The following is a 12,695-nucleotide window of genomic DNA, read 5'->3' on the forward strand; positions in this document are numbered from 1 at the left end:
GCCAAGGACGGTGAAGATTTCTAAAACCCGGTACCCAGTGGACCGTAAGGCTGCTCCGCTTAAGTGAACAGCATTACCTGCATGAGGGGCTTTTTGGATTACGTCACCAGCAGGTCAATTCTTGCTCGCTTCGACCCCTGCGGTGTTGTCCAGCAAGCTCTTGGTCGCCGTTTGCAGGAAGCTGTCAAGCTTCTCGCGCATTTCCTTGGCACCAGGCGCATTCGGAATCACTTCAGCATGCGGGGTATGTCCCAAGGTGTAGGACAGAACCTTGGGCTCCATGTCCTTGGGTTCAATCAGAATCCGGTCTTGAGTGACCAAAGCAACGGTCTGTTCACCACCCGATGGCTTGATCACGCCAAAGCCCGTGTCGCCAGCCGGCAGATTGAGCAGGTCGCGCCCCCAGCACTGATGACGGGTTTCACCGCCAAGACGACCCATGATCGTCGGCACGATGTCGATCTGGGTTCCTACAATACTGCTGCGCTGACCAAACTTCTCTTGAACACCCGGAGCGATAATCAACATCGGCACATTGAAGCGTCCCAGATCCATTTCAGTAATCTGCTGATGATTACCGAAACCATGGTCACCCACTACAACAAACAGGGTTTCCTTATAGAACGGCTCTTTCTTGACCTTCTCGAAGAACTGGCCAAGCGCCCAATCTGAATAACGCATTGCAGTAAGGTGTTCGTCCAGCGAGCCTTGACCGGTAACTTTCTCGACCGGCAGGTTGGTCGGCAATGCATAAGGTGTGTGGTTGGAAAGGCTTTGAAGCAGCGCATAGAAAGGCTTGCCCTTCTCCGCACGAGCTTTCAACTCCTGCGCGCCGCGATCAAACATGTCCTGATCAGAAACACCCCAGGTCGGATCGGAGAACACTGGATTGACGAAGTCTTCACGACCCACAAAATTGGTCATGCCCTGATTACTGAAGAAACCTGACTGGTTGTCCCAGGCGAAGTTACCGTTGTAAACATAGACGTCGTCAAAACCACGGGCACTCAGCAACTGCGGCAAGCCAGACAGCTTGTGTGCGCCCTCAGGCATGCGCATCAGGTACTCGAAAGCCGGCAGATTGGGGAAGCAAGCCATGGTCGCGAACATCCCCTGGTGGGTGTGCGTACCATTGGAGAAGAAGTGATCGAACAACAGGCCTTCTTTGGACAACTTGTCGAAGTACGGCGTGATGCTCGACTCATCACCCAATGCGCCCACGGCGTGCCCCGCGAAACTTTCCATCAGGATGACAACGACGTTCTTGATTGGCAGCGTATTTTCCACCGGCGGCGTGAAGTCGCGGCGGACAGAAGCAATATCGCCATCTACCAGCTTGTCGTGACTGGTCAACAGCATGCCACGCACGATCTGCTCCGCCTCTGCTTCAGGCAGCGTGGCTTTCCAGGCGTTGTCGCGATGCGATGACATGCTGGCCTTGGCCGCGGAGATCAACGTCAGGGTGCCATTGAGGCCCAGTGTGTTGGCGAAATTGGATTCCGTGGTGTAAGCGTCACCCCAGCGCAGCGGCGGCCCCTGGCGCAGCGTGCCGCGCACGGCAACAACAGCGATGAGCAGGCAAACCACGAATACGCCAATACGCGCATACCAGGGCGCAACGACGCGATTGCTGGCATCGCTGACACTGAACTCACCACGTGGGCGGGTTGCACGATCAACACCTTTGAATACCAGGCTCAGCAACCATGTTACTGCAGCCCAGGCCAACAGATAGCGCACCACCGGAAAGCCGTACCACAACATGCTCAGAACGGTCTTTGGATCTTCCTTAACGTACTGGAACACCAGACCATTCAAGCGCTGGTGGAACTCGCGGTAGAAGTCCATCTCCATCAGGCCGAGAAACAGCGTGATGCTGGCAACCAAAGTTAGCCAGAAACGAAAGAAGCCTCGTGCAGCCATTGCCCGCGCGCTGAATAAAGAGAGCAGCAGCGGGACAAGCAGGTAAACCGTCAGACGCAAGTCGAAACGCATGCCGTTGAACAGGGCTTCGACAAATGCCGAGGCCGGTGTATCACCGATCATCTCGCGGTTATAAACCAGCAAAGCGACCCGCAGCAGCGTGTACATGACCATCAGCACCAACGCGCTGAGCAGCGTATAGGCAAGGTGCGATTTGACGGTGGGTTGCAGCGAGCGCGACGACGCGTGCTTATGAATCATAGCGTCCGGTTTAGCCATGTTGTTCTAGGATCCGTTGGATTCAAAGTAAGGTTCGAAAAGCAGTCGCGCCCGGCAATGACAGGGCATTGGCGAACGACGGGCGCAAATCTTACGTGATCGCCCAGGATTTAGCAGCGATACACGGCAGATGTTTTACTTTCAGCTGTAGGAAGTCGGGTGAGAAGTGAGAGGAAGGCGGATGATAAAACCCGGCCACACCAGTACCCATCGCTAACGGCTGAAAAGCGCGCGCAATCTTCTATGAAGAGGCGTGAAAATTTTGTAGTGGCGAATCGACGGTAATGGGCGCCCTTAGCATGTTACGCAGGCATCGCTCCCCGGCAGCAGAAGCCTGCGTAACTTTCGCAGAGGTCAGTCGTTGCTGGGTTTGTTCACAGCCTGCAACACATACTGCGGCAACGCGAACGCGCCGATGTGCACTTCAGGATTGTAATAGCGCGTAACAATGCCGCTGCCTGCGAAACGCTGACGCAAGGTTTCCAGTGGCAACTTGCGATAAGCCGGATCGGTCGCGCCCCACGCAAATGTCATGGCACCACCGATGTAAGTCGGAATCGCTGCCTGATAGAAATGCCAGTCCGCGAACAGGCCACGCATGCGCCCTGCCGTGGTTTGCACGCCGCTGAGCTGCATGAACGGAGTACCGTTCTGCGTCACCAGAATACCGCCTTCGTTCAGGCAGCGATGGCAGGCCTGATAGAAGTTTTCCGAAAACAACACCTCGCCCGGACCAATCGGGTCGGTGGAGTCGGAAATGATTACGTCGAATTTCTCTTCAGTGGTCGCGACAAAACGCATGCCGTCGTCGATCACCAGATTAAGGCGCGAGTCATCGAAGGCACCCTTGGAGTGTTCCGGCAGGAACTCCTTGCACATCTCAACCACGGTGCCGTCGATTTCAACCATGGTGATGTGTTCAACGGTGTCGTGCTTGGCCACTTCACGCAGCATGCCGCCATCACCGCCGCCGATGATCAGTACACGACGGGCTGCGCCATGAGCCAGGATCGGCACGTGGGTCAGCATCTCGTGGTAGATGAATTCGTCAGCTTCGGTGGTTTGAATCACGCCATCCAGAGCCATGACCCGGCCCATGCGCGGGTTCTGGAAAATCACCAAATGCTGATGCTCGGTGCGCACTTCGTGAAGCATTTTTTCAATGCGAAAGCGCTGGCCGTAACCCTCGTACAACGTTTCTTGATAATCGCTCATGGGTAGGTCCCTGATGAATGCTGAAGACAGGACGGCCAGCCGCCCATAAGAAAGGCGCGCATTCTACGTCGCGAAAGATGACAGGTCGAACCTCGGATGACGCAATCGCTGAAAACCCTGGGTTTCTGTTAAAAAAATCCCCGAGTCTGAAGATGCGCATTTTGTAGGAGCTGCGGAAGGCTGCGAAGCGTTTAACCTGATACACCGCTATCGCAGCCTTCGGCAACTCCTCACACTGCATATAAATCATTGAATGCACGAGATTTTCATTTAGGAGCCGAGCTTGCTCGCGATAAACGATAACGCGGTATGGCTTATGGCTGTGTCTCATATATCGCGGGCAAGCCTCGCTCCCACAGGGGATATGCGTGCCTCATGCTTCGCGGACAAGCTCCGCACATGGAACCGAGTCAAATCCGCACATTACCCCGCGGGCCAGCGAGGGCCCAGATGACCAGCCCCAGCACAGGCATCAGGACGATCAGCAATATCCAGAGAACCTTGATCCCGGTTTCTGCTCCACTTTTCAGTACGTGGATGACGGCCCAGATATCGAGAGCCAGAATAATCAGCCCTACCAAACTATTAAACGTCGAACCCATGATGTTGCTCCAGATTGAATACTTGCCGCTTAGGATAGTGGCTTTCCTGCAGGGTTCCGTTGAACCAACAGCATATTTGCAGGTTCCGAATCGGATCAGGTCATTATTTAAACAGTGACCTTCAGATTTTTCAGACAGGTCGGCCAGTCATGCAAACACCCGCACAACCAAGATCGCTCTGGGCCTCATGGTTAGCCCAGGTTCAGTCCACGCCCCTTCTCAGCCTGGGGTTTCTGCTGGTGGTACTGGTCGTCCTCGGGCTTTTCATTGCCAGCGGTTACAACGCTATTTACGGCACCAATCAAGACAACCTGCATTACGCGCTACTCGGTGGTACCGCAGGTTTCGCGGCGACGGCTTTAGGGGCAATCGTTGCCGTGGCACTGAGGGAAGTTGCTCAGCGGACTCAGGATGTGATGCTGGGTTTCGCAGCCGGAATGATGCTTGCCGCCAGTTCGTTTTCGCTGATTTTGCCCGGCCTGGCGGCGGCCCGTGAAATAACCGACAGCGGGCCTCTCGCTGCAGGCACCGTAGTGCTCGGCCTTGGGCTGGGCGTGCTATTGATGCTTGGCCTGGATAAATTCACCCCCCATGAACACGAAAGTGTCGGCCGCCAGGGCCCTCATTCCGAGCGCATCAACCGGGTCTGGCTGTTCGTGCTGGCAATCACTCTGCACAACCTGCCCGAAGGCATGGCAATTGGCGTCGGTTTTGCCAATGGTGACATGGAGGTCGGGATACCACTGGCCACTGCCATTGCGATTCAGGACATCCCCGAAGGTCTGGCTATCGCTTTGGCGTTGCGGGTAACGGGCCTGTCTTCAATGAAAGCCATGCTGGTCGCGGTTGGCTCAGGTTTGATGGAGCCAATCGGCTCGCTGATTGGCCTGGGGATTTCCAGCGGCTTTGCCATCGCTTATCCGGTCAGCCTGGGGCTGGCTGCGGGCGCGATGATCTTCGTGGTGTCGCACGAAGTGATTCCGGAAACCCACCGCAATGGCCATCAGACTTCAGCGACCCTGGGGCTGATGGGCGGCTTTGCGGTGATGATGTTCCTCGACACGGCGCTGGGCTAAGCCGTTAAAGGCTGCGCAGCGCTTCCAGTGCCGGCGCTGCGTGGATGTTCAATGCAGCACACAACTCAAGCACACGAGCCTGATCATTACCGTAGATGAGTACCGTCTGCAGTTCATCATCCAGCGGCTGGCTGAAATTCATCAACACATAGCCACCGTTTTCCTTATTCATGCTGCCCAGCTGAATCTGGATGCGATTGAGCGCAACCAGCGCCTCAACCTTGGCCAGTTGCTTGGGCTTGATATTGAACACCACCTCTTTACCAAACGATTCGACGATCTGCGCGAACAGGTCCATGTAGGTATCGGCCTGAAACAGTACGGTGTCAGGCAGACTGCCCACCACCACCCACTCACCCAACGGGATCGGAAACGTGTCGTCGTAATTGATATCGGAATTGGCGGCCAGAAACGCCGAAGGATCCGCATAGGCCTGTGCGGCCTCATCGGCAACACGCTCGATATCCTGCTCGCCCATGCAACCCGAACTGATTTTGCCGATTAATTCGATGAGTTGATTCTTCACGGGAGATCCTGATCACGAGCAAAAATAAAGGCGCGAAGGATACCGGCAATTCCTTCGCGCCTCTATCACTTAAGCCGGTAATCGATCAGCCAGCGAGCCGGGCCAGTTGCTCAGCGGTATCTGCGGCCCCCATGGTTTGAGCGGCGGCCAGCGGCGTGACGCCCTTGGCGTCCCTGGCATTAGGGTTGGCGCCCTTGCTGATCAGGTAGTCGACAATAGCGGTTCGGTTGAACATGGCCGCCATCATCAGTGCAGTGCGACCGTCAGCCGAAGCACCTTCGACTTCAGCGCCGCCATCGACCAGCAATTTGACCACTTCGAGATCACCTTTGAATGCAGCCCCGGCAATCGGGCTTTGACCGTTGTCATTACGAATCTCCGGATCAGCCTGATAGTTGAGCAATACCTGCACGGCATCCTTGTGGCCGTGATAGCTGGCGAGCATCAACAGCGTGTCGCCTTTGTGATTGCGCAAATTCGGCGTAAGGCCTTTCTCCAGCAATCTGTCCAGCATTACTGCATCGCCGCGACGGGCGACGTCAAATACCTGCTCGGCAAACTCCAGAGCCTCTTCGTCGTTCATTTGCACAGGTTGATGGCTGGTGTTCTGGTCTGACATCGGTGACTCCCGCAGAAAATGAGGCATGGGCAGAGCAACCGCACGGCAACTCCCTTCTTGCATTTAATGACCGCAAGTCTCCAGAGGCGTTCGTCCAGAATCAAGGTAGATGGCAATCTACTACCCGTCATCGACTAGTGAGGCGTCCACCCCATCTTTTTTATTGGCTGGCCGAATAAAAACCCCATCACGCGGTCGTAGTATTCACGAAACAAGACACGACCTGCCCGCTGAATCCTTTCTGCTCCCCGCAGCAAAGTTCCCTCGCTGCAAAAAAAAACCTTAAAAAAACCGCAAAATGCAGGATGCCCGGCAGCCATTCATGCATATTGCACGAATCCGTAAAAACAAATTATTTATAAATCATTGTTTTTAAAGGATTTTTTTATAACACAAACACTGGCACAGTCACTGCACTAGTACTACCAAGCTTGTTATCCCATGAGCAATGGAGCCGCTAGACATGACTTTTATCCAAGAGAAATTCGCTTCCGTATTCTCCGAATTCGACGTAACCACTCAGGCCCGCCCGGATGGCGGTGTGCTGCTGTCGTTGCGTAACGGCGAAGGCAAACAAATCCGTCGTTCTATTTCCTACGCTCAGTTGCACACCCCAGTGCAGCTTGAGTGGGTGATCAGCGCGATTCGTCGTGACCTGGCTGGCCAGGCAAGCGACCTGCCCGCGATCTCCATGCTGCAAAGTCAGCACCGCTTTGATCTGCCGACTTACCACACCCGTTGATTTTGAATGTTGACTGTCCGTTTCATGCTGCATTGATTCAAACGCTTCGCTCCCTTTGTTTAGCCGTGATTGCCAATTGGCATTCACGGCTTTTTTTTGCTTTGGTGAAAGATCAGCCGAAACCCAGCCCCTGCAGGAGACGACTTTTGGGGAGGCGGAACCTTTGACTGTGCAAAGCCAATGGCTCGCCGACAAGTTGGCTCTCGTCAAACAAAATGCAATTACCTGCCTTGGAATGCATTTTCTGTAGGAGCTGCCGAAGGCTGCGAGGCATTTCTCCTGATACACCGCGATCGCAGCCTTCGGCAGCTCCTACAGATCTATGCTTGCTTCGCGACAGCGGTGTGTCATGGGCATAAGGCGCGCTCCTGCAGGGAACGTCTGATTGTTGCTCACTTGATGATGCCCTGACACAAAGCCTCCCCCACCGCCTGAGCTCTGTTGGAGACCCCGAGCTTGCTGTAGATGCTTCTGAAGTGATATTTGACCGTCGCCTCGGATACTTGCCGGATCGTGGCGATTTCCCAAGCGGTTTTGCCGTCACGCGCCCATTCGAGAATCTCGACTTCCTTCTCGCTCAGCCCTCGAGAGCGCAGTTTCGTCCCTCGCCCTACCAAATGCAGGACCGGAACCAGACTGGATAACAAATACATATCAGGAGCCTTGAGCGCTCGACTCAATCCGTTGAGTGAACAGATCGAAGTCACCCCCTGAAAACTGCGCGCCGGACTGGTATAGCCGTAGGAACAAGCCGGTGTCAGCGCATGTTTTTCTACGCTCTGTATATAACTGTCAGTGGGTGGATAGCGCTTGAATGCCGCTTTCCAGTCGATAAACCCCAATTGCTCCCGGTAGTGATTGACCACCGGATCGTCCATCAACAGCAATTGACGTCGATAATGCTGACTCCAGGAGCGATCAATGTTGGAGGTCACCAACGTCAGCAGCATTGAGCCCCTGAACTGGCAAAATATCGCCCCTTCGCACTGACACTCCTGGCGTAACCAGTCCAGCGCATTCTCGATAGCCTGATTACTGTCCAGCTCATGAATGCTCCTGACCATCTGTTGTATGAGAGGGTTTTCGGTCGAGTTGATTGATTCAGCACTTCCCATCGCAGTTCGCTCCTTTGTCCAGGCACGGCGCAGGGTTTGAAGGATTGTTAGTTGGCTGCGCCAGGGATGGATCGATCAGAAAACTACACGATTAAAAGCTTTGTAGAACAACTCCAGAAACAAACAGGTATTACGCACCCAAGTAAAAGCCTCATCCTACTTTTCAACAAGACGAGGCTTACACGTAATGGCTTGGTATTGGCTGAACAAGTTGAATCGTCTGACCGGCAGCCGCGATTCATTCCTGCAATAGCAGCCGGAACTCAGCGGCTAAAATGCGCCCAGGTCGATGTCGGTGAAGCTGGCAACATTGACGTGCCCCTTCAACTCGCCACCGTCACGCACCAGGCCACACGTAGCCATGCCAGCGGCCTTGGCGGCATCCAGCTCTTCGACGATATCCGACAGGAAAACAATCTCTTCAGCCGGCAAGCCAATCGCCTTGGCGATGTTGCAGTACGATTGCTCCTCGCGCTTGGGGCCCGAGGTGGTGTCGTAATAACCGCTGAACAAGCCCGAAAGGTCGCCCGCGTCCGAGCAACCGAAGATCAGTTTCTGTGCCTGAATCGAGCCAGAGGAATAAACGTAAAGCCCATAACCTTGTTGATACCAGCGCTGCAGCGCTTGCACTGCATCGGGGTAGACATGGCCCTTGAGCTGACCGGCGTCGTAACCCTGCTCCCAGACCATGCCTTGCAGCGCCTTGAGCGGTGTGGCCTTGCGATCCTCGGCTATCCAGCTCAGGAGAACCTCGATTACCTGCTCGACGTCAGCATCCGGCTGCGCGCTGTCTTCGCGCACTTTTTCAAGCTGTGCGGCGACATCAGGGCGAGAGGCGTGCTCGCGGACAAAATCCGGCAAATGTTTTGCCGCGTAGGGAAACAACACATCGAAGACAAAACTGACGGCGCTGGTAGTGCCTTCGATGTCAGTCAGGACCGCTTTGATTGTCATGAACTGAATCCTATAAATCGTCAAGCTGCGGAAATAGGCTGGCAATCTTCTCGCCAGTGAAGTTCGCAACCCAGCCCTCAGTGTTATTGAACAGGCGGATCGCGACGAAGTGCGGGTTTTCCCCCATGTCGAACCAGTGCGGCGTTCCCGCCGGAACCGAAATAAGGTCGTTCTTTTCGCACAGCACGGCATACACATACTCGCCGATATGCAACGTGAACAAACCACGCCCGGCGACGAAGAAACGTACCTCGTCTTCGGAATGGCGATGCTCATCGAGAAACTTTGCACGCAATTCGGCTTTTTGCGGGTGATCACTATTGAGGCTGATCACATCGACAGTGACGTAACCGCGCTCGGTCATGAGTTTGTCGATTTGCACCCGGTACGCATTGATCACCTCTTCCTGGCTGGCACCCGGGGTAATAGGCGTCGCAGCCTGCCAGCGGTCAAAACCCACGCCGTGCTCGGCCAGGGTCGACGCGATATCCTCGACATGGGTCAGGACTTTATCTGGCTGCTCAGGGCTGGACTGGTGATAAACATACAGGCTGCTCATGGCGGCGCTCCTCGGTTCAGTTAAACCCGGTTGAATATGCCCTGCGACTTTTACAGTTCGTTCAGGCAGAAGGCTAAAAACGTTATCGGTTCAGTATGGAGAGGGTTTTGAGTTCACATTCAAAAAGGAACTCGAACGCCTCGATCTGCCGCAGTGCATCGCTCATCTTCGCACCCCAGGTATATAAACCATGGCCGCGAATCAGGTAGCCCGCGCAATCAGGATGCGCATCAAGCCAGGGCTGCACCTTCGCCGCCAGACGCGCAATGTCCTGATCATTGTCGAAAATAGGAACCACGACCCGGGACTCATGGGTCACGACGCCACTGAAAGCCTTTTGCAGCTCGTAATCTTCAAACACCAAGTGATCGGCCTCGGTCAGACGCGACAATACTGTCGCATTGACTGAATGGGTGTGCAGCACCGCACCGACCTGCGGCTTGCAGTTGTACAGTTGCGTGTGCAGCAAGGTTTCCGCAGACGGCTTCTTGCCGGGCTCCAGGCTGTTACCGTCAAGATCTGTGGCCAGCACGTCGTCGATGCCCAACTGGCCCTTGTGTTTACCCGAGACGGTCAGCAGCACTTCAGTGGCGGAAAGCCGCGCCGAGTAATTACTGCTGGTCGCAGGTGACCAGCCACGACCGTACAGAAAACGACCGGCGTCGATAATTGCCTGACTCAGTTGTTCGCGGCTCATGCCCGCTCCTCTTTCATTCGTGTAGCTGCCATCACGGCAGCGGCCAGCGCCGCAGCACTGGCGATAGTAAATGTCCAGCCGGCCCCCAGGAAGTTCCAGGTGTAACCGGAGTAAAGCGCACCCAATGCGCCCCCCGTGCCCGCCAACGCGGCATAAAGCGCCTGCCCCTGACCTTGTTGTTGCGCACCGAAGCTACGTTGCACGAAATGGATGGCAGTGGCGTGAAAACTGCCGAATGTTGCGGCGTGCATTAACTGGGCAAACAGCAACACCACCAAGTGATCCGCAAGATTACCCAGCAACAGCCAGCGCAACGCCGCCAGCAGAAAACTGGTCAGGAGCACCTGACGTACCGAGAAACGCTGTAATACCCGGCTCATGGCCATGAACATCAGTACTTCGGCGACGACACCTAGCGCCCACAGCATGCCGATCAAACCGCGACCGTAACCCAACTGCTCCAGATGAAGGGTCAGGAAAGTGTTATACGGCCCGTGACTCATCTGCATGAGCCCGACGCAAGCGTAGAAGGCCAGTACGCCGGGTCGAGTCAATTGTCGGAAAAAGCCACCGCTGTCCGGATGCGTCGTCGACAACACCGGCTGAGCATTGGGAATCCACCAACTGCTGATGACAATCGCGGCAATGATCGCGACCAGCACACTGGGAAAATAGTCGAGGCTCACGCTCTCGAATAGCCGTCCCACGCCCACCACCGTCAGGATGAAACCGATGGAGCCCCATAACCGGATCTGGCTGTAACGAGACGTCTGGCCACGCAGATGTGCCAGGGTAATGACTTCGAATTGCGGCAGGATTGCGTGCCAGAAGAAGGCGTGCAGAGCCATGACCATCGCCAGCCAGGCATAGCTTTGCCTGACCAGAATCAGGGAAAGCGCGAGCAAACCACAAATAGCGCCAAGCCGCACGATGACCAGTCGGCGCCCGGTGTAGTCCCCGAGCCACCCCCACACATTCGGCGCAAGACAACGCATCAGCATCGGGATCGCAACCAGTTCACCAATGCGCGCGCTGGAGAATCCGAGATGGCTGAAATACAACGGCAGGAACGGCGCGGTAGAGCCTAGCAAGGCAAAGTAGAAAACGTAAAAGCCGGACAGCCGCCAATAAGGCAGCTGTCCAGCCGGGGGGTGCGTCACGTCAACAGACCCTGGCAGCGGCAACGCCTTCGGGCATTACAGTTGACCCAGCACAGGCGTAGTCACCCGAACATCGGCATTCTGACCGCGATGACGTAACAAATGATCCAGCAACACGATGGCCATCATGGCTTCGGCAATAGGCGTGGCACGGATCCCGACGCACGGGTCATGGCGGCCCTTGGTGATCACGTCCACCGGATTGCCGTGAACATCAATGGAGTGTCCTGGCGTAGTGATGCTGGAGGTCGGTTTGAGTGCCAGGTGCGCCACAATTGGCTGACCTGAGGAAATACCGCCAAGAATCCCGCCGGAATTGTTCGACAGGAAACCCGCGGGCGACAGCTCGTCGCGGTGCTCGGTGCCGCGTTGGGCGACACTGGCAAAACCGGCGCCGATTTCCACACCCTTGACGGCGTTGATGCTCATCAACGCGTGAGCCAGATCGGCATCCAGACGGTCGAACACCGGCTCGCCCAGCCCCGGCATAACGCCATCGGCAACGACGGTGATTTTTGCACCGACCGAATCCTGATCACGACGCAACTGGTCCATGTAGGCTTCCAGCTCCGGAACCTTGTCAGGATCGGGGCAGAAGAATGCGTTCTCTTCCACGCAATCCCAGGTTTTGAAGGGAATTTCGATCGGGCCAAGCTGACTCATGTAGCCGCGTACCACGATGCCCATCTTCGCCAGATACTTCTTGGCGATAGCACCGGCCGCGACGCGCATGGCCGTTTCCCGCGCCGAGCTGCGGCCGCCGCCGCGATAATCGCGAACGCCGTATTTGTGGTGATAGGTGTAATCGGCGTGGGCCGGGCGGAACTGAGCCTGGATGGCCGAGTAATCCTTGGACTTCTGATCAGTATTGCGAATCAGCAAACCGATGGAGGTGCCGGTGGTTTTGCCTTCGAAAACACCCGAGAGGATTTCCACCTCGTCGGCTTCCTGACGCTGGGTCGTGTGGCGGCTGGTGCCGGGCTTGCGCCGATCCAGATCGACTTGCAGGTCTTGCAGCGACAGCTCAAGGCCCGGCGGGCAGCCGTCAACGATAGCAACCAGCGCCGGACCATGGCTTTCGCCGGCGGTGGTGACAGTGAACAGCTTGCCGAAGGTGTTGCCGGACATGCGGACGCTCCGATAAATCAGCGAAAAAACCAGGTCGATATAAACAAGCCCGCCAGTATACGCAGGCTGCTCGTGTAGTTCATCCTCGAACCTTATCCGT

At 55.7% G+C, this 12,695-nt stretch carries 13 protein-coding genes; 2 read left to right on the top strand and 11 right to left on the bottom strand.

Going from position 1 to position 12,695, the window contains the following annotated elements; all coding sequences use genetic code 11:
• Positions 1–114: 114 nt before the first annotated feature.
• From RX972_RS23580 to RX972_RS23590, 3 genes are all read right to left on the bottom strand, one after another.
• Entirely contained in the window at positions 115–2,202 is a 2,088-nt protein-coding gene (locus RX972_RS23580; protein WP_316879097.1) for an LTA synthase family protein, read from the bottom strand.
• Positions 2,203–2,556: 354 nt separating this feature from the next.
• On the bottom strand, positions 2,557–3,417 hold the full coding sequence (gene speE / locus RX972_RS23585) for a polyamine aminopropyltransferase (protein ID WP_095099563.1): 861 nt from the start codon (positions 3,415–3,417) through the stop codon (positions 2,557–2,559).
• A gap of 410 nt (positions 3,418–3,827) precedes the next feature.
• Positions 3,828–4,019: a PLDc N-terminal domain-containing protein gene (locus tag RX972_RS23590; RefSeq protein WP_099267294.1), complete on the bottom strand. Its 192-nt coding sequence runs from the start codon at positions 4,017–4,019 to the stop codon at positions 3,828–3,830.
• 149 nt (positions 4,020–4,168) lie between these two features.
• Here RX972_RS23590 and RX972_RS23595 point away from each other — a divergent pair, with 149 nt between their 5' ends.
• A complete protein-coding gene (locus tag RX972_RS23595; RefSeq protein ID WP_316879102.1) occupies positions 4,169–5,095 on the top strand; it encodes a ZIP family metal transporter in 927 nt (308 codons plus the stop codon).
• 4 nt (positions 5,096–5,099) lie between these two features.
• Here RX972_RS23595 and RX972_RS23600 read toward each other — a convergent pair whose 3' ends face one another.
• Positions 5,100–5,621, bottom strand: a complete 522-nt coding sequence (locus RX972_RS23600; RefSeq protein WP_122706037.1) for a hypothetical protein — start codon at positions 5,619–5,621, stop codon at positions 5,100–5,102.
• Positions 5,622–5,706: 85 nt separating this feature from the next.
• Positions 5,707–6,240, bottom strand: a complete 534-nt coding sequence (locus RX972_RS23605) for an ankyrin repeat domain-containing protein (protein ID WP_316879105.1) — start codon at positions 6,238–6,240, stop codon at positions 5,707–5,709.
• A gap of 463 nt (positions 6,241–6,703) precedes the next feature.
• Here RX972_RS23605 and RX972_RS23610 point away from each other — a divergent pair, with 463 nt between their 5' ends.
• On the top strand, positions 6,704–6,982 hold the full coding sequence (locus RX972_RS23610; protein WP_099267298.1) for a DUF3509 domain-containing protein: 279 nt from the start codon (positions 6,704–6,706) through the stop codon (positions 6,980–6,982).
• Positions 6,983–7,374: 392 nt separating this feature from the next.
• Here the strand turns inward: RX972_RS23610 and RX972_RS23615 are convergent, their stop codons facing one another.
• The 6 genes from RX972_RS23615 to aroC form a co-directional block, all read right to left on the bottom strand.
• Positions 7,375–8,097, bottom strand: a complete 723-nt coding sequence (locus tag RX972_RS23615; RefSeq protein WP_099267299.1) for a helix-turn-helix transcriptional regulator — start codon at positions 8,095–8,097, stop codon at positions 7,375–7,377.
• Positions 8,098–8,367: 270 nt separating this feature from the next.
• Complete coding sequence (gene mtnC, locus RX972_RS23620; RefSeq protein ID WP_316879109.1) at positions 8,368–9,051, bottom strand: acireductone synthase; 684 nt, start codon at positions 9,049–9,051, stop codon at positions 8,368–8,370.
• A gap of 10 nt (positions 9,052–9,061) precedes the next feature.
• On the bottom strand, positions 9,062–9,610 hold the full coding sequence (locus tag RX972_RS23625) for a 1,2-dihydroxy-3-keto-5-methylthiopentene dioxygenase (protein WP_027898889.1): 549 nt from the start codon (positions 9,608–9,610) through the stop codon (positions 9,062–9,064).
• Positions 9,611–9,692: 82 nt separating this feature from the next.
• The gene (locus RX972_RS23630) at positions 9,693–10,307 is read right to left on the bottom strand and encodes a methylthioribulose 1-phosphate dehydratase (protein ID WP_316879112.1); all 615 of its coding nucleotides are present in this window, start codon (positions 10,305–10,307) and stop codon (positions 9,693–9,695) included.
• On the bottom strand, positions 10,304–11,467 hold the full coding sequence (locus RX972_RS23635; protein ID WP_316879114.1) for an MFS transporter: 1,164 nt from the start codon (positions 11,465–11,467) through the stop codon (positions 10,304–10,306). The genes RX972_RS23630 and RX972_RS23635 overlap by 4 nt, the downstream gene beginning before the upstream one ends.
• A gap of 36 nt (positions 11,468–11,503) precedes the next feature.
• Positions 11,504–12,595, bottom strand: coding sequence for a chorismate synthase (gene aroC, locus RX972_RS23640; protein WP_099267303.1), 1,092 nt, complete (start codon positions 12,593–12,595; stop codon positions 11,504–11,506).
• Between the last annotated feature and the right edge of the window lie 100 nt (positions 12,596–12,695).

This window comes from Pseudomonas syringae group sp. J309-1 (genome assembly GCF_032582135.1).
GTDB lineage: Bacteria > Pseudomonadota > Gammaproteobacteria > Pseudomonadales > Pseudomonadaceae > Aquipseudomonas > Aquipseudomonas quasicaspiana.

Bases quoted from the DNA above. Each gene is read 5' to 3' on its own strand.
- RX972_RS23625 (WP_027898889.1), bottom strand. From the start codon at position 9,610: ATGAGCAGCCTGTATGTTTATCACCAGTCCAGCCCTGAGCAGCCAGAT.
- RX972_RS23595 (WP_316879102.1), top strand. From the start codon at position 4,169: ATGCAAACACCCGCACAACCAAGATCGCTCTGGGCCTCATGGTTAGCC.
- speE (WP_095099563.1), bottom strand. From the start codon at position 3,417: ATGAGCGATTATCAAGAAACGTTGTACGAGGGTTACGGCCAGCGCTTT.
- RX972_RS23615 (WP_099267299.1), bottom strand. From the start codon at position 8,097: ATGGGAAGTGCTGAATCAATCAACTCGACCGAAAACCCTCTCATACAA.
- RX972_RS23610 (WP_099267298.1), top strand. From the start codon at position 6,704: ATGACTTTTATCCAAGAGAAATTCGCTTCCGTATTCTCCGAATTCGAC.
- RX972_RS23580 (WP_316879097.1), bottom strand. From the start codon at position 2,202: ATGGCTAAACCGGACGCTATGATTCATAAGCACGCGTCGTCGCGCTCG.
- mtnC (WP_316879109.1), bottom strand. From the start codon at position 9,051: ATGACAATCAAAGCGGTCCTGACTGACATCGAAGGCACTACCAGCGCC.
- RX972_RS23605 (WP_316879105.1), bottom strand. From the start codon at position 6,240: ATGTCAGACCAGAACACCAGCCATCAACCTGTGCAAATGAACGACGAA.
- aroC (WP_099267303.1), bottom strand. From the start codon at position 12,595: ATGTCCGGCAACACCTTCGGCAAGCTGTTCACTGTCACCACCGCCGGC.
- RX972_RS23590 (WP_099267294.1), bottom strand. From the start codon at position 4,019: ATGGGTTCGACGTTTAATAGTTTGGTAGGGCTGATTATTCTGGCTCTC.
- RX972_RS23630 (WP_316879112.1), bottom strand. From the start codon at position 10,307: ATGAGCCGCGAACAACTGAGTCAGGCAATTATCGACGCCGGTCGTTTT.